Origin of the sequence: Streptomyces sp. BE303 (assembly GCF_036290945.1) — a bacterium.
Lineage (GTDB): Bacteria > Actinomycetota > Actinomycetes > Streptomycetales > Streptomycetaceae > Kitasatospora.
In genome coordinates this window covers 33255-56037 of the sequence record NZ_JAQYWZ010000637.1, presented here as the reverse complement: position 1 = coordinate 56037, position 22783 = coordinate 33255, and the positions used below count along the sequence as shown (strand labels likewise).

Here is a 22783-nt window from a genome sequence, read left to right as displayed (position 1 = left end):
CGCCCGAAGGCCCGGGCCACCGCGCCGGCCCGCGCTCCTCCTCGTTCCGGCTACTCCACGATCTGGGCACCGTCGCGCTGGGCGGAGCAGCTGCGGCGGAAGGAACAGCGGTCGCAGCCCGCCCCGGTCTGCGGGACGAACCGTTCGGCGAGGATCCTCCCGGCCGCGTCGGCGAGCAGGTTCTCGACCCACGGTTCGCCCTCGGGCGGTTCCTGCCGCTGCACCTTGGGCGCGTCCGGTACGGCCTTGTCGGGCTTGCGCAGCTGGACCAGCTCGGCGCCGCCGGCCTCCGGGGCACGGCCGTCGAAGCCGGGCAGCTCGTTGAGCGCACCGGCCCGGACGGCGAGCTGGTAGACGGCGAGCTGCTTGTGGTCGGGCAGCGACTTGTCGGTGGGCGCCTCCTTGCCCGTCTTGAAGTCGACCACGTAGGCGCGCCCGGCCTCGTCCTTCTCGACCCGGTCCATCGAGCCGCGGATCCGCACCCGGACCCCGCCCGCGTCGAGCGTGACGTCGAAGCCGTGCTCGGTCGCGACGACGTCTCGGCCCCGGCCCATCACGTGCCAGGTGAGGAAGCGTTCCAGGGCGGCGCGGGCCTCGGTCTTCTCCTGCTGGGACTTCCACGGCGCGTCGAAGGCCAGCGCGTCCCAGACGGTGTCCAGGCGCTCCATCAGGACGGCCAGGTCGGCGGGGGAGCGTCCGGAGCCGACCTCGTCGGCGAGGGCGTGCACGACGTTGCCGAAGCCCTGCGCGGCGGAGGAGGAGCCGCGCGCCTTGACCTCCTTGTCGAGGAACCACTGGAGCGAGCAGTTCTCCAGCTGCTCCAGGCCGCTGCCGGAGAGCCGGATCGGCAGGTCGGCGTCGCGCAGCGGGTCGGGGGCGGCGGTGGCGTCGTCCAGGCCCCACCACGCGTCGGGCCGGGCGGCGGGGACGAGCGGCCGGTCCTCCTCGTCGGTGGCGAGGGCGAGGGTGGCGAGCCGTTCGGCGGCGGCCCGGCGCAGCTCGGGCGAGCGGGCGGGGTCGACGGTGACCGCGCGCAGTTCGGCGACCAGCGCGGCGACGGAGAGCGGACGGCGCGGGCGGTGGGTGACGTCCTCGACGGTCACCGGAGGGGTACGGCGGACGACCCGGCCGGTCCGGGGGTCGACGTCCTCGCGGTAGAGCTCGCGCAGGAACCGGGAGGGCTGGTCGCCGTCGTCGGCGGGCGCCTTGACGGCGGTGACGACCAGCCGCTCCTTGGCCCGGGTGACGGCGACGTAGAAGAGCCGGCGCTCCTCGGCGAGCAGGGCGGCCGGGGTGAGCGGCTCGGCGAGGCCGTCACGGCCGATCCGGTCGGCCTCCAGCAGCGAGCCGCGGCGGCGCAGGTCGGGCCAGAGGCCGTCCTGGACGCCGGCGACGACGACCAGCCGCCACTCCAGGCCCTTGGAGCGGTGGGCGGTCATCAGCCGGACCGCCTCGGGGCGGACGGCCCGCACGGTGAGGGTGTCGGCGGCGATGTCCTGCGCCTCCAGCTCGGCGAGCAGGTCGAGGGCGCCGCGGTGGCCGGTGACCTGTTCCTCGGCGCGGGCCGCGGTCTCGAAGAGGGCGCAGAGGGCGTCGAGGTCGCGGTCGGCGTTGCGGCCGGCGCCGCCGCCGCGCAGGGCGGCCCGCTCCAGGCGTTCACGCCAGCGGCGGGAGCCGTCCCACAGCTCCCAGAGGGCCTCCTCGGCGGTGCAGCCGCCGGCCAGGCGTTCGCGGACCTTGCGCAGCAGGGTGCCGAGGTCGTGGGCGCGGCGGGCGTAGGGGGCGTCGAGGACGACGAGCTGCTCGGGTTCGGCGAGGGCCTCGCGGATCAGCTCGCCGGCCGGGCGCGGCACGGCCGCGGGACGGCTCACGGCGGCGGACGCGGACGCGGACGGGCCGAGCCCGACGGCCCCCGGCTCGGCGCCCGTCCCGGCCCCGGCCCCGGCGACGTTCTCGGCGGCGGTCTCGACGCGCCGCGCCTCGGCACGCAGCGCGGCCCGCTCCTCCTCGCGCAGGACACGGCCGAGCCGGCGCAGGTCGGCGCCGTCGAGGCCGCCGAGCGGCCCCGTGAGCAGGGTGTGCGCGAGGTCGGTGGTCAGCGGATCGGGTGCCCCGGGGTCGTGCCGGTCCCGGACGGCCTGCTCGGCGCAGACCCGCAGGGCGAGCAGCAGCTGGGCGACGGCCGGCTCCTCGCGCAGCGGCAGGTCGTCGCCGTCGATCTCCAACGGGACGCCGGCCGCGCCGAGTGCCCGCCGGACGCCGGGGATGGAGCGGGCACCGGCCCGCACCAGGACCGCCATCTCGCCCCACGGCACGCCGTCCTCCAGGTGGGCGCGGCGCAGCAGGTCGGCGACGGAGTCCAGCTCGGTACCGGGGGTGGGGTAGGTGTAGACCTCGACCCGGCCGCCCTCGCGGGCGGGCAGCAGGGTGCGGTGCTGGGCGAGCTTGTCGGCGGGCAGCCGGCCCATCGGCATCCGGCGGGTGAGTTCGCGGGCGGCGGAGAGCAGGACGGCACCGGAGCGGCGGGACACCCGGAGCACCTTGACGTCGGCGGGGCGGCCGTCGGCGTGCCGGAAGGTCTGCGGGAACTCCAGGATGCCGTTGATGTCGGCGCCGCGGAACGCGTAGATGGACTGGTCGGGGTCGCCGACGGCGACCAGTTCCCGCCCGCCGCCGGCCAGCCGGCGCAGCAGCCGGACCTGGGCGGGGTCGGTGTCCTGGTACTCGTCGACGAAGACGGCGTCGTAGCGGTCCCGCAGCCGCTCCTCGACCTCGGGGCGTTCGGCGAGCAGCACGGCGCGGTGGACGAGCTCGGCGTAGTCGAGGACACCGCGCAGGTCGAGGACGTCGAGGTACTCGGCGAGGAAGTGGGCGGCGGCGGCCCAGTCGGGGCGCCGGACGCCCTCGGCGAACCGGGCCAGCTCGGCCTCGCCGAGCCCCAGCTCGCGGCTGCGGGCGAGGACGGCGCGGACCTCGTCGGCGAAACCGCGGGTGGTGAGGCAGGCGCGCAGGTCGAGCGGCCAGCCGATCCGCGACCTGCCGAGCCGGGAGTCCTCGGCGCCGCCGGCGAGCAGCTCGCGGACCATGACGTCCTGTTCCGGGCCGGAGAGCAGGCGCACCGGCTCGGCGTAGTCCGCCGGGTCCTGGTGGGCGCGGAGCAGGGCGTAACAGAAGGAGTGGAAGGTGGTGGCCTGCGGGGCGGCGGCCCCGGCACCGGCCGTGGTGACGCCGAGCCGGCCGGCCATCCGGTCGCGCAGCTCCATCGCCGCCCTGCGGCTGAAGGTGAGCACGAGGATCCGGTCGGGGTCGGTGCCGCGCTCGATGCGCCGGGCGACGGCCTCCACCAGGGTCGTGGTCTTGCCCGTCCCCGGTCCTGCGAGCACCAGCAGCGGGCCACCCGTGTGCTCGGCCACGGCGCGCTGGTAGTCGTCCAGCACGGGCGGGGCGGGCGGCACGAGGGGGCTGCGCACCAGTCGATAGGGGGAGCTCACGGACGTCCTGGGGGTCGTACTTCGGGCAACGGCGGGCGGGCCCGCCGAGGGGCCCGCCGTATCGAGCCTACGATCCTGCCCCGTCATTCCCGTCCGCGCACGGGTTTCGTCCCACATGGCCGGCGGGGAACGGGACCGCCTCCGCGCTACTGGGCCGGACCCGGCGTGCGGTCACTCCCCGGCCGGTTCGCCGTCCCAGCGGGCCCGCCCGAGGTCGACCCGGGGCGGGTCGGCGAGCGCGCGCAGCGGGGTGCCCTCCTCGGCGTAGCGGGCGAGCGCGCGGTGCTCGTGGCCGGGCAGGAAGCGGCCGTCGGCGCGGATCACCCGCCACCAGGGCACGGCGCCGCCGTACAGGGCGAGCACCCGGCCGACCTGGCGCGGGCCGCCCTGACCGAGGTACTCGGCGATGTCCCCGTAGGTCATCACCCTGCCGGGTGGAATCCGCTCGGCCAGGTCGAGCACCAGTTCGGCGAAGGGTGGCAGCTCTCCGCGCTCACCGTCGTCGTGGGCGTCCGTCACCTGCGGCATTCTTCCGCATCCCGCCGGACCCGGGGGCCCGTACGAACGATCCGCCGCGCCCGATCCGGCCCCTGTCCAGCGCGGGACGCCGCGGCATGCCACCATCTTCGGGGCGGTGAGTGGTGATACGAGGACAAGACCAGATGACCGGGACGGCCGACGTGAGTGTGGACGAGGGCTCCGACGAGTCCTCCCCAGCCGTGCCCGCAGGTCCCGGCGGCGGGTCCGCCACCGAGCCGTCGCCGGCAGTCTCCCTGATCAAGGACCGGACGATCAAGACCCCCCGGCCGACCGGCCCCGGGACGGAACCGGGAACGGAGACGGGGGCCGGGACGGCCGCCGGCCTCCCGGCCCAGCTGCCCGCGCCGGAGTCCTCGCCCGCGCCCGACGCAGGAGCCGGGCTCGGAGCCGGATCGGAACCCGCCTCGACCGGGACCGGCGGTCTCGGCCCGGGCGGACCCGACCCGCTGGACGACCCGCCGCACCTGGACGTCGACGAGCCCCTGCTCGCCGCCCGCGCCCACCGCCCCTCCGACCTGATCCGCTTCCTGGCCGGCGTGCTCGGCCTGGTCGCGGTCTTCGTGCTCGCCGGTGTGGCGACCTCGACCACCACCGGCATCGAACTGGACATCGCCTCCAACGCCCCCCGCTTCTCCCCGGTCCTCGCCACCATCACCGGCCTGGTCTCCAGCGTCGCCGTCCTGGCCGTCCCGCTCGCCTTCGCGGTCGAACGGCTGATCAAACGCGACGGCCTGCGGGTCGCCGACGGCGTCCTCGCCTCGGTGCTCGCCTACGGCGTCTCCCTGGGCATCGACTGGTGGGTCGCCGAGGGTGCCTCCGACCACATCAGGGACGCCCTCACCCGCCTCCCGCTGGACTCCAACGGCACCCTGACCGACCCGGTGCACGGCTACCTCGCCCCGGTGATCGCCTACATGACGGCCGTCGGCATGTCGAGCCGCCCGCGCTGGCGGGTCGCCCTCTGGGTCGTGGTGATCTTCAGCGGCATCACCGAACTGCTCGGCGGCTACACCACCCCGCTCTCCCTGCTGCTCACCGTGCTGATCGGCTGGTCCGTCGCCTACGGCACCCTGTACGCGATCGGCTCGCCGAACATCCGGCCCACCGGCCAGCACCTGATGATCGGTCTGCGCAAGGTCGGCTTCACCCCGGCCAGCGCCCACCGCGCCCCGGACGCCCCCGGCGGCACCCGCCGCTACCTCGTGGCCCAGCAGAGCGGCCCGCCGCTGGACGTCCACATCGTCGACCGCGAACAGCAGGCCTCCGGCTTCTTCTACCGGGCCTGGCGACGGCTGCGGCTGCGTTCGGTCGCCGTCCGGCGCAGCCCCCAGTCGCTGCGCCAGGCGCTGGAGCAGGAGGCGCTGATCGCGTACGCGGCCGCCGCCTCGGGTGCCCGGGCCCCGCAGCTGGTCGCCACCTCCGAGCTCGGCCCGGACGCCGCGATCCTGGTCTACGAGAACGTCGAGGGCCGCACCCTGGACGACCTCTCCGACGACGAGATCACCGACCGGGTGATGGCCTCGCTGTGGGAGTCGGTCGCCGCCCTGCACGAGCGCCGGATCGCCCACCGCCGGCTCACCGGCGAGTCGATGCTGGTGACCGACGAGAAGACGGCCTGCCTGGTCAACCTCTCCGGTGGGGACATCGCCGCCACCGACCTGACGCTGCGCATCGACGTCGCCCAGCTGCTCACCACGTTCGCGCTGCGGATCGGCCCGGAGCGGACGGTCGCCACCGCCAACGCGGTGCTCGGCGCCGACCGGGTCGCCCAGGCGCTGCCGCTGCTCCAGCCGGTCGGCATGAGCCGCTCCACCCGCGTCGACCTGAAGCGGCTCAGCAAGGAACGGAAGGCCGCCGCCCAGGCCAGGGCGCTGGAGCAGGTCGCCGCCGGGGCGCGCACCCAGCAGCAGGCCGAGGAGGACATCGCGCTGGCCGGCGAGGACCTGCTCAGCCGGATCCGCGGCCAGATCCTGCAGATCGCCCCCGAGGCGCCGATGGAGCCGGCCAAGCTGGAGCGGCTCAAGCCGAAGACCCTGATCATGGTGATCGCGCTCACCTTCGCCGCGTACCTCGCGCTGACCACCATCAAGCCGGCGCAGCTCAAGCTCTCCCAGATGGACTGGGCCTGGGCGGCGGTGGCCCTCGCCGCGGCGGCCTTCTCGTACATCGCCGCGTCGATGAGCCTGACCGGCTTCGTCCCGGAGAAGCTGCCGTTCCGCCGCACGGTGGCCGCCCAGCTCGCCGGGTCCTTCGTCAAGCTGGTCGCCCCGGCGGCGATCGGCGGCATCGCGCTGAACACCCGCTACCTGCAGAAGGCGGGCATCCGCTCCGGCCAGGCGGTCGCGTCGGTCGGCGCCTCCCAGCTGGCCGGCCTGGCCGGGCACCTGCTGCTGCTCTTCAGCTTCGGTCTGATCACCGGCAGCCAGACCAACGGCGACCTCTCGGCCTCCCGCGCGGTGATCATCGGCGTGCTGACCGCCGCCGTGCTGGCCCTGGTGGTCGCGGCGGTCGCGCCGCTGAGGCGGTTCGTGCTGAACCGGCTGCGCTCGCTGTTCTTCGGCGTGGTCCCGCGGATGCTCGACCTGATGCAGACGCCCAGCAAGCTGGTCAGCGGCTTCGGCGGCATCCTGCTGCTGACGCTCTCCTTCACCGCCTGTCTGGACGCCTCGGTACAGGCCTTCGGCGGCTCGATCTCCTTCTCCGCGGTGGCCGTGGTCTTCCTGACCGCCAACGCGGCGGGCTCCGCCATCCCGACCCCCGGCGGCATCGGCCCGGTCGAGTTCGCGCTGATCGGTGCGCTCACGGTGGCCGACGTGCCGCCGACCGTCGCCACCCCGGCGGTCTTCCTCTACCGGGCGCTCACCTTCTGGCTGCCGGTGCTCCCCGGCTGGATCTCCTACAACGTGCTCCAGCGCAAGGGCGCGCTGTAACCCGGCCGACCGGCGCGAACCGGGTGGCCCGCGCAGCCGGCGGGACCCGGGCGACCGGGCGCGGGCCCGGGTACGCGAAAGGGCCCGCCGGAGCGGGCCCTTCCACGGTCTCGGTCAGTACACCGGCTTGTGCGGCTCGATCTGGTTCACCCAGCCCAGCACGCCGCCGCCCAGGTGGACGGCGTTGGCGAAGCCGGCCGACTTCACCACGGCCAGCACCTCGGCCGAGCGGACGCCCGACTTGCAGTGCAGCACGATCTTCCGGTCCTGCGGCAGCTGCTCCAGCGCGTTGCCCATCAGGAACTCGTTCTTCGGGATCAGCACGGCACCGGGGATGCTGACGATCTCGTACTCGCCGGGCTCGCGGACGTCGATCAGGTAGATGTCCTCCTGGTCGTCCTGCCACTGCTTGAGCTGCTTCGAGGTGATCGTCGAACCGGCGGCGGCCTCCTGGGCCTCCTCCGACACGACGCCGCAGAAGGCCTCGTAGTCGATCAGCTCGGTGACGGTCGGGTTCTCCCCGCAGACCGCGCAGCCCGGGTCCTTGCGGACCTTCACCTGGCGGTAGTTCATCTCCAGGGCGTCGTAGATCATCAGACGGCCGACCAGCGGGTCGCCGACCCCGGCCAGCAGCTTGATGGCCTCGGTGACCTGGATCGAGCCGATCGACGCGCAGAGCACGCCCAGCACGCCGCCCTCGGCGCAGGACGGAACCATGCCCGGCGGCGGGGCCTCCGGGTAGAGGCAGCGGTAGCAGGGGCCGTGCTCGGCCCAGAACACGCTCGCCTGGCCGTCGAAGCGGTAGATCGAACCCCACACGTACGGCTTGCCGAGCAGCACCGCGGCGTCGTTCACCAGGTAGCGGGTGGCGAAGTTGTCGGTGCCGTCGACGATCAGGTCGTAGCCGGAGAAGATCTCCAGCACGTTGGAGTTGTCGAGGCGCTCCTCGTGGAGGATCACGTCGATGTAGGGGTTGATCTCCTTGACCGAGTCCCGTGCCGACTCGCCCTTGGAACGGCCGATGTCCGACTGGCCGTGGATGATCTGACGCTGCAGGTTCGACTCGTCGACCACGTCGAACTCGACGATTCCGAGCGTGCCGACACCGGCGGCGGCCAGATACATCAGCGCGGGCGAGCCCAGACCGCCGGCGCCGACGCACAGCACCTTGGCGTTCTTCAGGCGCTTCTGCCCGGCCATGCCCACGTCGGGGATGATCAGGTGGCGGGAGTACCTGCGGACTTCGTCAACGGTGAGCTCGTCGGCCGGCTCGACCAGGGGTGGCAGCGACACGGGGACTCCGATGGTCGTCATCTCAGGTGGCCGGGGCCAACCTCTTGTGGCTTGTTGCTCCGCCACCGAGGTGGCTCTGCTACGCCAACAGTGTCATGCCGCCCCTGTATTCCGAGACAGCTCGTCCGATGGGCGAGACGGCCCGCGTCGGATGGTGGGACCGCCGGCCGCGCGGCCCCCGCGGCCGAAAACCGGCCCGCCCGGGCCGCGAGGTGCCGACGGCGGCGCGCCGTCGGCCTCCCCCCGGCTCCCCCGGCCCTCCCGGACGGGACCGGCGGCGGACCCGGACGGATCAGACCCGGCAGGCCGTCTCCAGCCAGACGTCCCCCAACGACTCCTCCAGCGGCACCTGTGTCCGCCAGCCGAGACGGTCCCGCGCCGTCCGGACGTCCGCCTGCCGCCACGGCACCGGCTCCCCCGACGGCACCCTCCCCTCGGCCGACCGGGACTCCGCCGGGCGGTGGCCCGGCAGGTGGTGACCGGAGCCGTGCCCGGGCAGGTGGTCCACCGCCCCACCGGCCTGCGCGGGCAGCAGGACCTGCCGGTTCTCCTCCACGATCGCCCCCTCGAAGCCGGACGCCCGGACCAGCAGCTGGGCCGCCTCCCGGGCCCGGACGGCGTGCCCGCTGCCGATGTTGATCACCCCCGTGGCGGCCGACACCGCCGCCGCCTGGATCGCCCGCGCGACGTCCCGGACGTCCACGAAATCCCGGTATCCGGACAGGTCGGGCATCCGCACCTGGTTCTCCTCCCGCTCCAGCGCGCGCCGCAGCCCCTCGGCGAGCCGCCCGAACAGCGAGGCGGTCGGCGACCCCGGCCCGACCACGTCGAACACCCGCAGCACCGCCGCGTCCAGCCCGGAGGCCAGCACCAGCTCCGTCCCGGCCAGCTTCGAAACCCCGTACGGGCCGACCGGGCGCGGCTCGGCGCCCTCCGAGACCGGCACCCCTCCCGGCACCGGCCCGTACTCGGCCGCCGAGCCGACGTGCACCAGCCGGGCGGGCTCCCGGCTGCGCCGGATCGCCTCGCAGACGGTGGCCACGGCCAGCGTGTTGGCCCGGATCAGCGTGCGCGAACTGCCGTAGGTGGCACCCGCGCAGTTGATCACCACCTGCGGCACGACCGCGTCCAGGAACCGGGCCAGCGCACCCGGGCTGCCGGTGGTCAGGTCGAAGCGGATGTCGGCGGAGTCACGCCGGCCGAGCACCGTCACCTGCAACTCCGGATCCACGAGCAGACGATCGGTGACCCGACGGCCGATGAAGCCGTCGGCGCCCAGCAGCAGCACCCTCATCGGGGGGCTTCCTTCCACGAAGCCAGACCGGGTACGGCCTGGCGGTCCTAGTGAACAACGGGATGTCGAACGGAACGGCGGAACAGGAGGAGCGGGAGGGACGGGAGGGACGGGCGCGCCGGGCGGGTGGCGGAACCGGCCGCACACCGGCCGGGCCCGGTCCGGCCCGGCGGTCAGCGGTGCGCATCGGGACGGCCCAGCACCGCCCACGCGTACACCAGCAGGGCCAGCGCGACGGCGCCGCCGGCCGGACCGGCCATCGGTGGGAGCGGAGCCGCCGTCGCCACCGCCCCGGCCAGTGCGCCGAGCGCCGCGACCCCGGTCCGGCCGCAGCGCGCCAGCAGGGCGGGCAGCACCAGCAGCAGACCCAGCACCCCCTGGCCCGCCCACTGCCCCGGGTCGGCCCGCTCGGCCACCAGGTGCAGCAGGCCGCCGTGCCCAGGCCCCGGACGCGGCGCCACCGCGGTCAGCACCGCGAGCGCCGCGAAGGTCAGCACGGACAGCACCGCCAGGTGCAGGGCCAGCGCCGCCGGGAGCACCGGCCGCATCCGGGCCCGGAACTCGGCCAGCGTCACCGCCGTCCCCAGGTGGCCCCGCCCGACGCGGCGGAACCAGCGCGCGGACCACTCGGCCGACCCGGCCGACAGCGCGGCCGCGAGCACCAGCGCCGTCGTCACCCGTCGGTCCCCCGGGCCACCGGCCGTCAGCGCCGGCGGCGCCAGCAACAGCCCGGCCACCCCTGCGCCGTGCACCGCCTGCCACCACCACAGCCGGCCGTGGACCACCCGCGCGGCACCCGGGACGACCGGACCGGCCTTCTCCTCGGGCCCGTCGACCGGCCGCTCCCCGCCACCGACGCCACGGGAGTCGTCGCGGTCCCCGGGGTGGCCCGGGTCGGCGGGGCCCTCGGCACCGGCCGGACCGGACCGGCCCGCGAACGGGATCGCCACGGACCACCCGGGGGCCCTGGCCGGCCCGTCCGCACCGGGCGCGCCGGAAGCGGCCGGGACGAGCGCCAGCGGGACGGCCGCAGCCAGCAGGACGGGCCGGCCGCCACCGAGCCCGGCGGCGGCCGCGCACGGAAGCGCCGCCAGCACCGCCGTCCGGAGCGCCACGACCCAACGCCGCTGCCGGCTCTCCCCGGGTACGGCCTCGACCGACGGGGGCGCGCGGCGCGGCACCCGGGCGTACAGCTCCTCGGCGAGCGCGAACAGGTCCGCGTGCCGGCACCGGGCGGCGTCCGCCGGGCCGAGTCCGGCCTCCTCCAGCCCGGCGGCGATCTCCAGCGGATCGACGGCGCGCTCGCAGAGCTCCCGGTGCTCCACCATCACCTCCCGGACCGGATCCCCGGAGGCGCCGGGGATCCGGACGCCCACCGGGTGCGCGGCGGGACCGGCCGCACCCCCCGGGCGGGCTCCCCCGTCCACCCCCACGGACGCTCCTGCACCGGCCGTCATCAGACCGCCTCCGCGAGCGCACCGGGCCGGCCGGACGCCTCACCGGCGCCCTCGGCCGCCGGGGTCCCCTCGGTCCCGGGCCCGGCCGCCCGGCTTCCCGCACCTGCGGACCCGAGATCCGCCGCCCCGAGATCCGTCGCCCCGACATCCGCGGCCCCGAGATCCGTCGCCCCGACATCCCTCGCCCCGAGATCGGCGGACCCTCCGCCCGCCGGCCCGGTGCCCGCACGGTCGCCCGCCGCTCCCACCACCACCGCGCCACCACCCGCCCCGGCGCCGCCACCCCGGCCGGTGAGCCAGTACTCGGCGGGCCGGGCGAACGGCCGGGGCCGGGGACCGCCCGGAGCACCGGGCGCCCCGTCGGCGGCCGGGTAGGCCGGCCACTGGGAGACCAGCTCCAGGTAGATCTCCCGGAAGGCCCCGACCACCGGCTCGACGGCGAAGCGTTCCTGCGCCCGTAACCGGCCGGCCAGGCCGAGTCGGGCCCGGCGCTCCCCGTCCCGCAGCAGGGCCAGGCAGGCACCGGCCAGCGCGCGCGGGTCGCGCGGCGGGACCAGCAGCCCGGTCGGCCCCACCACCTCGCGGGCCACGCCGACATCGGTCGAGACCACGGCCCGCCCGCTCAGCATCGCGTCGGCCAGCAACCGGGGGCCCCGCTGGGAGAGCGCCGAGAAGAGGACCACGGAGCCGTCCGCCCAGGCCCGGGCGGCGGACCGGGGCCGGCCGGCGAACTCGACCGCCTCGGCCACCCCGAGCCGTGCGGCGACGGCCTCGCAGTGCGCCCGGTAGCCGGGGACGGCCTCCTCACCGTGCACGACCAGCCGCGCCTGCGGAAGGTCGGCCCGGGCCAGGGCGAAGGCTTGCAGGGCCAGTTCGGGGCCCCGGCCGGGTTCCAGGGCCCCGGCCCAGACCAGGGTGGGCCGCTCCGGCTCCGGGCCCGCGGCGGGCCGGTCCACGGCCGGGGTGCCCTCGTACACCACCCGGGTCCGCTCCGGGTCGGCCCCGCAGCGCAGCTGCCAGCGCCGGTCGTGGGCACTGCCGGGGGTGAGCACCGCGGCCTGCCGGTAGGTCTCCTCGGCGAGCGCCCGGAAGAAGGCGAGCAGGAGCGCCCGGACCGGCCGGAGGTACGGCGCCTCCCGGTACCCGAGGTACTGCTCGCGCAGGTGCAGGCCGTGCTCGGTGACCACGAACGGCACCCCGTGCAGCTGCTTGGCCACCAGCGCCGGCAGGGCGGCCGGGCCGCCGCCGACCACGTGGCAGAGGTCGGCGGCGCCGATCCCGCCCGGCCCGGCGCCGTACCAGGGGGCGGCGAGCGGTCGCAGGCACTGTTCGAGCAGGTCGGCGGCGACCAGGACGTCGCGGACCAGCGGCTGCCCGGCGGAGGTGTCGGCGCCGGGCGAACGCCAGACCCGCTCCAGGACGCCCCGGGCCCGGGCGGAGACCAGGAAGGCCGGCAACCCGCCGTCCTCGCGGGCGAGCCCCGCCAGCCGGTACAGGCCGGCACCGAAGGAGGACCGCTCGTCCGGCCTCAGCAGGGCCCGGACGAGCTGCTCGTAGGCGCGGGCGTACTGGCGTCCGCGGAGCGCGCCGGGCGCGCGGCCGGTCCGGCGGCGCCCCCGGAGGGCCTGCTCGTGCACGCCGCTCCACCGGCCGTGCGGGTCCTCACCGGCTCCCGGACCGGCGGTCCCGGCCGCCACGTACCACTCGAAGTCGTGCTCGCGCAGACCCTCCACCAGCCGGTCGCACCACCCGCCGGCGCCACTGCCGGCGCGCGGACGCACACCCTCGGTGAGCAGAGCAACGCGCACGGGAGACCTCCGGGGCAGAGCGGATCGACGGATTGCTGAGCGGCTTGGCCGGCGCCCGGCCGGCCCGCGTCCGACGCGGGCGGCCCGGGGCGGAGGAGTCGGCCCGCCGGAGACACCGCGGCCCGGTACCGGCGGCCGTCCCCCGGCCCCCGGTCACCCTCGCGCGGCCGCCCTCCGGGTTCTCCGGCGGCCGCGACTCCCCCACACCTGTTCGGTCCGACAGCAGAAAGGTAGGACCGGCTTACGGCAATCCATCGGTCACATGCCTGGTTGCCACCTGAACGAGTGAACCGGAGTGACCACTTCCCGATCGGGGCGTTAACGGCTGCCGATCAAGGGGTATCGGTCGTGTTCCGTTCGATCCGTTCGATCCGTTCGGCCCGCGCCGCCCCTTCGGCCGGTTCGATCCGTTCGGCCCTCGACCCGTTCGACCCGCCCCGTCAGGCGGCCCGCTCCAGCAGCTCCCGCACGGCCCGGGCGACGACGCCGGGGTGCTCCATCATCGCGACGTGCCCGGAGTCCGGCAGCACCAGCAGCCGCTGGTCCGCGAAGACCGCGCAGGCCCGGCGCGCCGAGCGGTACGAGACCAGCTTGTCGCGCAGCCCGTACACCAGCAGCACGGGCACCTTCACCTGCGCGGCCTGCCGCCACAGCGCCTGGTCGCCCCGCTCGGTGTAGGCGGAGGCGATGCCCCGCACCGAGCCGACCAGCGCCCGCGTCGCGTACGGCAGCTCCAGCCGCCGCCGGTACTGGGCCACCGCCTCGGCCCGGACCTCCGGGGACAGGGCGTCGGGGTCGCCGTAGACCAGCCCGAGCACGCCCTCGGTGACCGCCTCGGGTCCCCGCCCGTCGGACGGCCGCCGGCGCAGCAGCGCGGGGAGGCCGGGCACGGCGAGCAGGGCGGTCGGCCAGGCGGTGCGCTGCGGGGGCAGTTCGGGCAGGGCCGGCGAGATCAGGGTGAGGCTGCGGACGAGGTCCGGGCGCAGGGCCGCGAGCCGGACGGAGACCGCGCCGCCGAGCGAGTTGCCGAAGAGGTGGACCGGGCCGCGGCCGGACGCCTCCAGGTAGCCGATGACCGCGCGGACGTGGCCGGACAGGGAGAGGTCGCCGTCGCGGGGCGGGGCGGATTCGCCGAAGCCGGGGAGGTCCACGGCCTCGCCGTCGACGAGGTCGGAGAGCCGGCCCATGAGCCCCGTCCAGTTGGCGGCGGAGCCGCCGAGGCCGTGCACGAAGAGCGCCGGCGCCCGCCCGCCGGGGGCCGTCGGGGCGGCGTCGTGGCGGTGCACCGCGACGACCGCGCCGGGGACCTCGACCGTGCGGAACGGCGTCGGGGCGGCCGTCTCCGGGCGTATCTGCTGCTCAGGGCTGCTCATGGTGGACGATGGTAGTGAGCCGGCGCCGTCGCGGCCTGCCCACGGACCGTTCCCGGTCCGCTCCCGGTCCGGTCGTTCCTGCCCCTGTCACACCACTGCCGGTGGCCGTGGTCAGCGCCGTATTGTGGGCTCCTGACAAGGGGGCTGGCCGCTTTTCTCACGCCTGCCAAGCGCGAGGGCGGTTACCCGAAAGTAGAATCGGTCATCTTGCCAACCCCGTACGACCCGTGAAATGAGGAGCGCCGTGACGGCCATCCAGGAGGCGCAGGAGCGCCCGCGCGGTGCCCGCCTGCCGCGAAGCGCCCGCCGTGAACAACTGCTCGGTGCCGCCCAGGAGGTGTTCGTCGCGCAGGGTTACCACGCGGCCGCCATGGACGACATCGCCGACCGCGCCGGGGTGAGCAAGCCGGTGCTGTACCAGCACTTCCCCGGGAAGCTGGACCTCTACCTGGCGCTGCTGGACAAGCACTGCGACGCCCTGGTCGACTCGACCCGCGAGGCGCTGGAGACGACCACCGACAACAAGCTGCGGGTGGCCGCGACGATGGAGGCGTACTTCAACTACGTCTCCAGCGAGTCCGGTGCCTTCCGGCTGGTCTTCGAGTCGGACCTGACCAACGAGCCGGCCGTGCGCGAGCGGGTCGAGCGGGCGGCGGAGGCCAGTGCGACGCTGGTCAGCAAGGTGATCCAGGAGGACACCGACCTGCCGGAGTCGGAGTCCAAGCTGCTCGCGGCCGGGGTCTGCGGCCTGGCCCAGATCACCGCGCGGTACTGGCTCTCCCAGGGCCTGGAGATCCCGCGCGACGAGGCGGTCCGGCTGGTCGCCAGCCTGGCCTGGCGCGGGCTGAAGGGCTTCCCGATGCACCCCAACCTCGATTCCCCGGAGGCCGCTGCCCCCGAGCAGTGATCACCGGACCTTCGCCTCGGTACCGATCCGGTGCTCTATGGTGAAGCCGTACGGCGCGGTCGCCGCGAACGCTTGTCCCAGGCGGTCCGGTGCCCGCGCGTGGATGGCTGCAACCCCGGAGGGACGGAAGCCGTGGAGGTCAAGATCGGCGTGCAGAACGCGCCGCGCGAGATCGTCATCGAGAGCTCGCAGACGGCCGATGAGGTCGAGAGCGCGATCGCCAAGGCGCTGGAGGGCACCTCGAAGCTCTTCACGCTGACCGACGAGCACGGCCGCCGCGTCATCGTCCCGGCCGAGCGCCTGGCGTACGTGGAGATCGGCGAGCAGGCCGCCCGCAAGGTCGGTTTCGGCACGCTCTGAGCTGTCCTTCGGTGCCCCGCTCCCTCGTCCGAGGGGGCGGGGCACCGTCGCGTTCACGGCCGGGGCGGGGGGACGTGGCGGGCGCGGCCGGCTCGCCTCGGCGTGTACGACCGGGGGGAGCGGGGTACGGCGAGAAGTGCGGCCGGCCACGTGCCGCGCACCGAGCCCCGGGGAGGCACCCTTGCTGGTCGAGACGTTCGCCTTCGCCCTCGTCGGCCTGGTGGTCGGCGCCACCGCCCTGCTGTCGCTGCCCGCGTACTTCCCCTCCGGGTGGGGGCTGACGATGGGGACGGCGCTGGTCTCCGCGCTGCTGGCCGGGGCGATCGCGCACTTCACGCTCGACGGCGAGTACCCGGCGGCCTGCATCGCGGTCTCGGCGGTCACCTCGGCGCTGATCACCTCGGTGCTGGCCCGTCCCGACCTCGCCGCAGGCCGCCAGCCGGCCCGCCGGCACCGCCCGCACCGGGCGGGTTCGCACCGGCGGCACCGACCCGCCTGACCTGGGCCGAAGGCCCCCCGGGCGTTACGAGGCGAGGCCGAGCGCGGCCATCCGCCGGGTGTGCGCCTCGGTGATCCGGTTGAACATCTTGCCGACCTCGACGAGGTCGAAGCCCTGCACCCGGACGCCGCCGACCAGCAGGTTGGAGAGCGCGTCCCGCTCGGCGACCACCCGCTGGGCCTGGCTGAGCGCCTCGCCCATCAGCCGCCGGCCCCAGAGCGCCAGCCGGCCGCCGGCCCGCGGGTCGGCCTTGATGGCCTGCCGGACCTTGTCGACCGCGAACTGGGCGTGGCCGGTGTCCGACATGACGCCGAGGACCAGGTCGCGGGTGTCGTCGTCCAGCCGGGCGGCCACCTCGCGGTAGAAGTCGGTGGCGATCGCGTCGCCGACGTAGGCCTTGACGAGGCCCTCCAGCCAGTCCGAGGGCGCGGTCATCCGGTGGAACAGCTCCAGCGGCTCGACGAACGGCCGCATCGCCTCCTGCGGGTCGGCGCCGACCTCGGCGAGCCGGTCGTGCAGTCGCTGGTAGTGCTGGAACTCGGCGGAGGCCATCCGGGCCAGCGCCGCCTTGTCGGCCAGGTCGGGCGCCAGCTTGGCGTCCTCGGCGAGCCGCTCGAAGGCGCTCAGCTCGCCGTACGCGAGGGCGCCGAGCAGGTCCAGCACGGCCGCCCGGTAGCCGGGGTCGGCCGAGCAGGTCGCCCAGTCCCCGATCGAGCCGTCCGCCACGTCCTGCGTCCCACCACGGTTCTCCATGACCCGTCACCTTAGTCCCGGTCCGTCCCGGGTCGCTCCCCGCACACGCGCGGCCCGCACGCGCCGCCCGGCCGCGCAGGGGGCACCGGCCCGTCCGCCTCCGCCCGCCCCGACCTGCGATGTCGCCCGCGTCACGTGTTCGAGTCGTCGGGTGACTGTATGGTGGTACGGAGGCCCGTCGTGCTCGCACGGTGTCACCGCCGTCTCGGTGTGCCGGGCAAGCCCGCTCCGAAGCAGGCGCAGTCCGTCAGGACGTGTCCGTACCGGAAGCCGGGACCTCAACGTACGCGGATGCCCGGTCGGAGAGCCGATCGGCTCCGACCAGGGCTTGGACTTCAAGCCTTGGCACCGCACCAGTGGCCGAGCGAGGGCCGCCGAGACCGCGCCATCCCGGCGCAGGTCCCGCGCAGGTCCCTCACGGGAATCCTCCCCGACGCCGCCGGCGACGCGCCCCTGTCGGGCCGCGCGCACCGGCCGGCCGCAGGGACCGGCGCGATTGTGCGTCCGCGCAGCTGTTTTCTGGGCCGTCCAGGCCCGTACGCAGCCGCGCGGCTGCCCGCCCGCCGCTCGCTCTCGGCCCCTCCACACGGAAGAGGCAGCACCCTGTCCACCACCGCTGAACCCACGAAGACCACGTTCCGGGACCTGGGGATCCTCCCGGAGACCGCCGAGGCGCTCGAATCCGTCGGCATCGTCCACCCGTTCCCCATCCAGGAGATGACCCTGCCGGTCGCGCTGACCGGCCACGACGTCATCGGCCAGGCCAAGACCGGCACCGGCAAGACGCTCGGTTTCGGTCTCCCGCTGATCGAGCGCGTCGTCGTGCGGGCCGACATCGACGCCGGCCGCGCCGGCGAGGACCAGCTCTGCGACTCCCCGCAGGCGCTGATCGTCGTCCCGACCCGCGAGCTCTGCACCCAGGTCACCAACGACCTGCAGACCGCCGGCAAGGTCCGCAACGTCCGCGTGCTCGCCGTCTACGGCGGCCGGGCCTACGAGCCGCAGGTCGAGGCGCTGAAGAAGGGGATCGACATCGTCGTCGGCACCCCGGGGCGCCTGCTCGACCTGGCCGGCCAGAAGAAGCTGGACCTGTCGAAGGTCCGCTCGCTGGTCCTGGACGAGGCCGACGAGATGCTCGACCTCGGCTTCCTGCCGGACGTCGAGAAGATCATCACCATGCTGCCGGCGAAGCGGCAGACCCTGCTGTTCTCCGCGACCATGCCGGGCCAGGTGATCAGCCTCGCCCGCCGGTACATGAGCCAGCCGACCCACATCCGCGCCGCCGCTCCGGACGACACCGGCAGCACCGTCGCCAACACCGAGCAGCACATCTTCCGCGCCCACTCGCTGGACAAGGTCGAGATGGTCTCGCGCATCCTCCAGGCCGACGGCCGCGGGCTGGCGATGATCTTCTGCCGCACCAAGCGGACCGCCGCCGACGTGGCCGACCAGCTGACCCAGCGCGGCTTCGCCTCCGGCGCCGTCCACGGCGACCTCGGCCAGGGCGCGCGCGAGCAGGCCCTGCGGGCGTTCCGCAACGGCAAGGTCGACGTGCTGGTCTGCACCGACGTCGCGGCCCGCGGCATCGACGTCGAGGGCGTCACGCACGTCATCAACTACCAGTGCCCCGAGGACGAGAAGACCTACCTGCACCGGATCGGCCGCACCGGCCGGGCCGGCGCCTCGGGCACCGCGGTCACGCTGGTCGACTGGGACGACATCCCGCGCTGGCAGCTGATCAACAAGGCGCTCGAACTCTCGTTCAACGAGCCGGAGGAGACCTACTCCACCTCGCCGCACCTGTTCGAGCTGCTGAAGATCGCGAAGGGCACCACCGGTGTGCTGCCGCGTTCGGAGCGGACCCGGGCCGGGCTCGGCGCGGAGGAGGTCGAGGACCTCGGCGAGACCGGCGGGCGCGGTTCGCGTTCGGCCGGTGGCGCCCGGGGCCGCGGCGGACGGGCGGCCGGCCCCGGCCGGGCCGACGTCGTCGAGACCCCGGTCGCCGAGGAGAAGCAGGCCCGCAAGACCCGCGAGCGCCGCCGCACCCGTCGCGGCTCCTCGGTCGACGAGGCCGTCGAGGGCACCGTCACCGAGGCCGTCGCGACGGCCGGCCCGGAGGCTCCGGCCGTCGAGGGCGCCGAGGGCGAGTCCGCGGCCCCGCGCCGCCGCCGTCGCCGCTCGCGCGGTGCGGCGTCCGGCGAGGACGCCACCGCCGTGGCGGAGGCTCCGGCCGCCGTCGCCGAAGCCGCGGCCCCGGTCGCGGCCCCGGCTCCGGTCGCGGTCGCGGTCGCGGTCGCCGAGGCGGTCGCCGAGGAGAAGCCGAAGCGCACCCGCACCCGGGCCAAGAAGGTCGCGGCGCCCGCCGAGGCCGCTCCGGTGGTGGAGGCCGCCGAGGCCGCCGCCGACGTTCCGGCCCCGCGCCGGCGTTCCCGCACCCGCCGCCCGGCGGCCGCCCCCGAGGTGGCTCCGGAGAGCTGATCCACCCTGGTTGAAGGGGGCGGCCGGAATGTTCCGGCCGCCCCCTTCGGCGTCCGCACACCGATCCGCGGGTCTGCCCGCCGCCGCCCGGCCGCCACCGGCGCAACCGGGTGGGCCGGGGGCTCGACGGCAGACCCTAGGCTCGGGGCCGTCCGCCGGTTCACCCCGCCGCGCCAGGCCCCAGGAGGTCCGTCCCCATGAGTACGCCGCCGTTCCTCACGCTCCCGTCCTGCGCGCGCGCCCTGCGGGTGGCGACGACCCGCGGCGGGTTCGCCGCGCTGCGGGCGGAGCCGGCGGGGGCGGTGCGCGGGTCCGCGTTGCTGGTGCCCGGGTTCACCGGCAGCAAGGAGGACTTCATCGCCCTGCTGGAGCCGCTGGCGGCGGCGGGCTACCGGGTGACGGCAATCGACCAGCGAGGGCAGTACGAGACCGGGGGACCGGACGACCCGGCCGCCTACGCGGTGGCCGCGCTGGGCGCCGACGTGCGGGCGCTCTCCGCCGCGCTGCGGGCCGAGGCCGTCGCGGCCGACGGGAACGGCGCCGGCGGCCGGTTGCACCTGCTCGGCCACTCCCTCGGCGGCCAGGTGGTCCGCGAGGCCGTCCTGGCCGCCGAGGCCGAGGCGGTGGCCCGCCCGGGCGGCTCCGGATCGCTGCCGTGGTCCTCGCTGACGCTGATGTCCACCGGGCCGGGCCCGATCGACCCGGCCGAGGCGGACCGGACCCGGCTGCTGGTCGACGTGCTGCCGACGATGACCCTCGAAGAGATCTGGCAGGTGATGCAGCAACTGGAGGAGGGCGGCGACCGGGCCCGCCGCCCGGGCGCCGAGGTCGCCGCGTTCCTGCACCGCCGCTGGCTCGCCAACGTGCCGCAGGCGCTGATCACCACCGGCGGCCACCTGGTCGCGGCACCGGACCGGGTGGACGAGCTGGCCGCGACGGTCGCCGCCGGGCTGCCCGCCCTGGTGCTCTCGGGAGTGCGGGACTACGCCTGGCCGGTGCCGGAGCAGACCGCGATGGCCGCCCGGCTGGGTGCCCGCCGGGTCGTGGTCGAGGACGCCGGCCACTCCCCCAACGCCGATCAGCCTGCCGCCACGGCCGCCGCCCTGACCGCTTTCTGGGGCTGACCGGCCGGTCCGGCGCCGGGCCGCCGCCGGAGCGCCGACGCGGCGAACCGGGCCCCGCCGTGCGCCCGCTCCGGGCCTCTGGTAAAAGACATGCGACAAAATTCGTTAGTTGCGGTAATATTTGATTCGGTCCTGGAAACATCGTTGACACTGACGTCGGCGTGCTGTCGATGTCGATCCTCCGAAACCAGGACTTTACGGACGGGCAACGGCCCGGTAGCAGCGCCACCGCAGAGTGGATTCGAGGGAAAGACACCCTTGGCACGCAGGGGGGAGCCCTCTTTGCCGCAACGGTCGGTCGACCGTTCGACCCGACAGACCCTGAAAGGGCTGATACCGACTCAGCCACGAACGCCCCGCTCGACGGGGCCGGGAAAGGAAACGCCCATGCGCTTCGAGATCCTCCGACTGGACGACGCCCGCGGCACCGCCACCGACCGCCTGATCGCCGACGCCGAAACCGTCCGCGAGCTCGTCCAGGCCGCCGCCCGTACCGGCGAACGCCTGCTCATCCGCCCGTGCCCCGCCGCCTGACCGGCCGCTGCGGCGCCTCCGACCGGGAGGCCTCGCCCGCCGCCGACGAGCCGGGATCGTCCGACCCCGACGTTCCGAAACCGGACTGACGCCCCGCCACCGCACCAGCGGAGACGGGGCGTCAGTGCGTCCGGGACCGCCCGGCGCCGCACCCCGGAGCGCGCCGCGGACGTTTGCCGCCGCCCCCGGCTGGACAGTTCCCCAACGGGATCCGCCGCACCGCGCCCACCCCGCGCCGGCCGGCCGTCCGCCACCGACCGGTGCCGCCGGACCGCCCTCCGTACGGGTGATCGTCCTTGACGCGGCGGTCCGGAGGGAGGAGCGTTGTCGGCTATGAGGGGCGAGCCAAGCTGCCCGAGGTGCGCCGGTCGGGTCCGCGCTCCCGGTCTGTTCTCAGACACCTGGCAGTGCGACCGGCACGGCGCCGTGCATCCGATGCAGCCGGTGCTGCCCCCGAGCGTCGAGGCGCTCGGTGTCGCCGTCGCCCGTTCGCAGGTCCCCGTCTGGCTGCCCTGGCCGCTCCCGGTCGGCTGGCTGTACACCGGCATCGCGCACGTCGGCGACGACATCTCGGGCGCCCGCGCCACCGCCGTGGCCTGCGCCGGCCCGGCGCCGCTCGGGGGGTTCGGCGAACTGGTCCTGATCGCGGAGGAGCTGGGCGTCGGGCTCGGCGCCCGGTACGCGGGGCTCCCCGGGCCGGACCCGGGCGACTCGGTCGGCCTCTACAAGCCGGCGGACGCCAAGCTGCTGGCCGCCGGCCGGCCCACCCCGATGTTCCACGTCCCGGACGCACCGGCCGACCGCGCGGTCTTCGCCGGCGAGGCCCGCGGCCTCTGGCTCTGGGCGGTGGCCTGGCCCGAACAGTCGGCCCTGGTCATGTACGACGAGCTGGTGCTGACCGACCTGCGGGAGGCCGGCGCGGAGCTCGACCTGCTGCCCTGCGGGGCGCTCTCCCCCCGTCTGCTGGGCTGATCCCCCGACACCCGGGCGCACTATCCTGGGCCGCACCTCCGCCGACGACCCAGGGAGCACCGCCCGTGCGCATCGACCTGCACGCCCACAGCAACGCGTCCGACGGTACGGACAGCCCGGCCGAGCTGGTCGCGGCTGCGGTGGCGGCCGGGCTGGACGTGGTCGCCCTGACCGACCACGACACGGTGGCGGGCCACACCGAGGCGGCCGACGCGGTGCACGCGCTTCCCGCCGGCACCCGGTTGCGGCTCGTCCCCGGCGCGGAGCTCTCCTGCGTGGTGGACGGCATCTCGATGCACCTGCTGGCCTACCTGTTCGACCCCGCCGAGCCGGCCTTCGCGGCCGAGCGCGAACTGGTGCGCACCGACCGGTTCCGGCGCGGCGAGGCGATCGTCGAGCGCTGCCGCGCACTGGGCGCGGACATCAGCTGGGAGCAGGTGCAGCGGATCGCGGGAGCCGGCTCGGTGGGCCGGCCGCACATCGCCAGCGCCCTGGTCGAGGCGGGCGTGGTCGCGGAGGTCTCGGACGCGTTCACCGCGGAGTGGCTGGCCAACGGCGGGCGGGCGGACGTCCCCAAGCACGAGACGGACCCCGTGACGGCGGTCCGGCTGGTCCGGGCGGCCGGCGGGGTGCCGGTGTTCGCCCACCCGGGAGCGGTGAAGCGCGGACGGACCGTCTCCGACCAGGTGATCGCCGACCTCGCGGCGGCCGGGCTGGCCGGGCTGGAGGTCGACCACATCGACCACGACGAGCCGGCCCGGCTCCGGCTGCGCGGGCTGGCGGCCGAGCTGGGACTGCTGACCACCGGGTCCAGCGACTACCACGGCACCCGCAAGACGGTCCGGCTCGGCGCGCACACCACCGATCCCGCCGTCTACGAGGCGCTGGTCGGGCAGGCCACCGGCGCGAAGCCGATCGGCGGCTGATCGCCCGCCGGTCCTCGCGCCGGCGCGAGGCGGGTCCGACGCGG

General features: G+C 75.4%; 17 protein-coding genes. 9 read left to right on the top strand and 8 right to left on the bottom strand.

Translation table 11 applies throughout. From position 1 onward, the window contains the following. Positions 1-50 precede the first annotated feature (50 nt). Positions 51-3578, bottom strand: coding sequence for an ATP-dependent helicase (locus PUR56_RS14710; protein ID WP_443034500.1), 3528 nt, complete (start codon positions 3576-3578; stop codon positions 51-53). Between the two features lie 84 nt (positions 3579-3662). After that, positions 3663-4019, bottom strand: a complete 357-nt coding sequence (locus PUR56_RS14705) for an MGMT family protein (protein WP_443034499.1) — start codon at positions 4017-4019, stop codon at positions 3663-3665. A gap of 134 nt (positions 4020-4153) precedes the next feature. On the opposite strand from PUR56_RS14705, the gene PUR56_RS14700 reads away from it, so the two are divergent. Continuing rightward, complete coding sequence (locus PUR56_RS14700; RefSeq protein WP_329949233.1) at positions 4154-6961, top strand: flippase-like domain-containing protein; 2808 nt, start codon at positions 4154-4156, stop codon at positions 6959-6961. A gap of 114 nt (positions 6962-7075) precedes the next feature. Here the strand turns inward: PUR56_RS14700 and moeZ are convergent, their stop codons facing one another. The 5 genes from moeZ to PUR56_RS14675 form a co-directional block, all read right to left on the bottom strand. Further along, positions 7076-8254: an adenylyltransferase/sulfurtransferase MoeZ gene (gene moeZ, locus PUR56_RS14695; protein ID WP_329883162.1), complete on the bottom strand. Its 1179-nt coding sequence runs from the start codon at positions 8252-8254 to the stop codon at positions 7076-7078. A gap of 292 nt (positions 8255-8546) precedes the next feature. Then, positions 8547-9548 (bottom strand): NAD-dependent epimerase/dehydratase family protein, encoded by a 1002-nt coding sequence (locus PUR56_RS14690; protein ID WP_329949232.1) that lies wholly within the window; start codon positions 9546-9548, stop codon positions 8547-8549. A 173-nt stretch (positions 9549-9721) separates the two neighbouring features. Then, positions 9722-10981 (bottom strand): hypothetical protein, encoded by a 1260-nt coding sequence (locus PUR56_RS14685; RefSeq protein ID WP_329949231.1) that lies wholly within the window; start codon positions 10979-10981, stop codon positions 9722-9724. Positions 10982-11004: 23 nt separating this feature from the next. Continuing rightward, complete coding sequence (locus PUR56_RS14680) at positions 11005-12813, bottom strand: DUF3492 domain-containing protein (protein WP_329949230.1); 1809 nt, start codon at positions 12811-12813, stop codon at positions 11005-11007. A gap of 440 nt (positions 12814-13253) precedes the next feature. Then, positions 13254-14186: an alpha/beta fold hydrolase gene (locus PUR56_RS14675; protein WP_329949229.1), complete on the bottom strand. Its 933-nt coding sequence runs from the start codon at positions 14184-14186 to the stop codon at positions 13254-13256. A gap of 244 nt (positions 14187-14430) precedes the next feature. Here PUR56_RS14675 and PUR56_RS14670 point away from each other — a divergent pair, with 244 nt between their 5' ends. The 3 genes from PUR56_RS14670 to PUR56_RS14660 all read left to right on the top strand — a co-directional run bounded on the left by PUR56_RS14670 (position 14431) and on the right by PUR56_RS14660 (position 15952). Continuing rightward, the gene (locus PUR56_RS14670) at positions 14431-15093 is read left to right on the top strand and encodes a TetR/AcrR family transcriptional regulator (RefSeq protein ID WP_329949228.1); all 663 of its coding nucleotides are present in this window, start codon (positions 14431-14433) and stop codon (positions 15091-15093) included. A gap of 132 nt (positions 15094-15225) precedes the next feature. After that, entirely contained in the window at positions 15226-15453 is a 228-nt protein-coding gene (locus PUR56_RS14665; protein WP_327680432.1) for a DUF3107 domain-containing protein, read from the top strand. A 181-nt stretch (positions 15454-15634) separates the two neighbouring features. Further along, the gene (locus PUR56_RS14660) at positions 15635-15952 is read left to right on the top strand and encodes a hypothetical protein (RefSeq protein WP_329949227.1); all 318 of its coding nucleotides are present in this window, start codon (positions 15635-15637) and stop codon (positions 15950-15952) included. 24 nt (positions 15953-15976) lie between these two features. Here the strand turns inward: PUR56_RS14660 and PUR56_RS14655 are convergent, their stop codons facing one another. After that, entirely contained in the window at positions 15977-16705 is a 729-nt protein-coding gene (locus PUR56_RS14655; protein WP_329949226.1) for a ferritin-like fold-containing protein, read from the bottom strand. 717 nt (positions 16706-17422) lie between these two features. On the opposite strand from PUR56_RS14655, the gene PUR56_RS14650 reads away from it, so the two are divergent. The 5 genes from PUR56_RS14650 (at position 17423) to PUR56_RS14630 (ending at position 22739) form a co-directional block, all read left to right on the top strand. Further along, on the top strand, positions 17423-19183 hold the full coding sequence (locus PUR56_RS14650) for a DEAD/DEAH box helicase (protein WP_443034502.1): 1761 nt from the start codon (positions 17423-17425) through the stop codon (positions 19181-19183). A 197-nt stretch (positions 19184-19380) separates the two neighbouring features. Further along, a complete protein-coding gene (locus tag PUR56_RS14645) occupies positions 19381-20307 on the top strand; it encodes an alpha/beta fold hydrolase (protein WP_329949225.1) in 927 nt (308 codons plus the stop codon). A gap of 387 nt (positions 20308-20694) precedes the next feature. Further along, entirely contained in the window at positions 20695-20841 is a 147-nt protein-coding gene (locus PUR56_RS14640; protein WP_329883171.1) for a hypothetical protein, read from the top strand. 333 nt (positions 20842-21174) lie between these two features. Next, complete coding sequence (locus PUR56_RS14635; protein WP_329883172.1) at positions 21175-21813, top strand: DUF6758 family protein; 639 nt, start codon at positions 21175-21177, stop codon at positions 21811-21813. Positions 21814-21878: 65 nt separating this feature from the next. Continuing rightward, positions 21879-22739, top strand: coding sequence for a PHP domain-containing protein (locus PUR56_RS14630; RefSeq protein ID WP_329949224.1), 861 nt, complete (start codon positions 21879-21881; stop codon positions 22737-22739). Positions 22740-22783: the final 44 nt, after the last annotated feature.

What these genes read in the sequence shown, in the direction of transcription:
- PUR56_RS14710 (WP_443034500.1), bottom strand. Translation starts at nt 3,578, where the DNA reads ATGACGGGGCAGGATCGTAGGCTCGATACGGCGGGCCCCTCGGCGGGC.
- PUR56_RS14705 (WP_443034499.1), bottom strand. Translation starts at nt 4,019, where the DNA reads ATGCCGCAGGTGACGGACGCCCACGACGACGGTGAGCGCGGAGAGCTG.
- PUR56_RS14700 (WP_329949233.1), top strand. Translation starts at nt 4,154, where the DNA reads ATGACCGGGACGGCCGACGTGAGTGTGGACGAGGGCTCCGACGAGTCC.
- PUR56_RS14690 (WP_329949232.1), bottom strand. Translation starts at nt 9,548, where the DNA reads ATGAGGGTGCTGCTGCTGGGCGCCGACGGCTTCATCGGCCGTCGGGTC.
- PUR56_RS14675 (WP_329949229.1), bottom strand. Translation starts at nt 14,186, where the DNA reads ATGAGCAGCCCTGAGCAGCAGATACGCCCGGAGACGGCCGCCCCGACG.
- PUR56_RS14655 (WP_329949226.1), bottom strand. Translation starts at nt 16,705, where the DNA reads ATGGAGAACCGTGGTGGGACGCAGGACGTGGCGGACGGCTCGATCGGG.
- PUR56_RS14650 (WP_443034502.1), top strand. Translation starts at nt 17,423, where the DNA reads ATGACCCTGCCGGTCGCGCTGACCGGCCACGACGTCATCGGCCAGGCC.
- PUR56_RS14645 (WP_329949225.1), top strand. Translation starts at nt 19,381, where the DNA reads ATGAGTACGCCGCCGTTCCTCACGCTCCCGTCCTGCGCGCGCGCCCTG.
- PUR56_RS14640 (WP_329883171.1), top strand. Translation starts at nt 20,695, where the DNA reads ATGCGCTTCGAGATCCTCCGACTGGACGACGCCCGCGGCACCGCCACC.
- PUR56_RS14635 (WP_329883172.1), top strand. Translation starts at nt 21,175, where the DNA reads ATGAGGGGCGAGCCAAGCTGCCCGAGGTGCGCCGGTCGGGTCCGCGCT.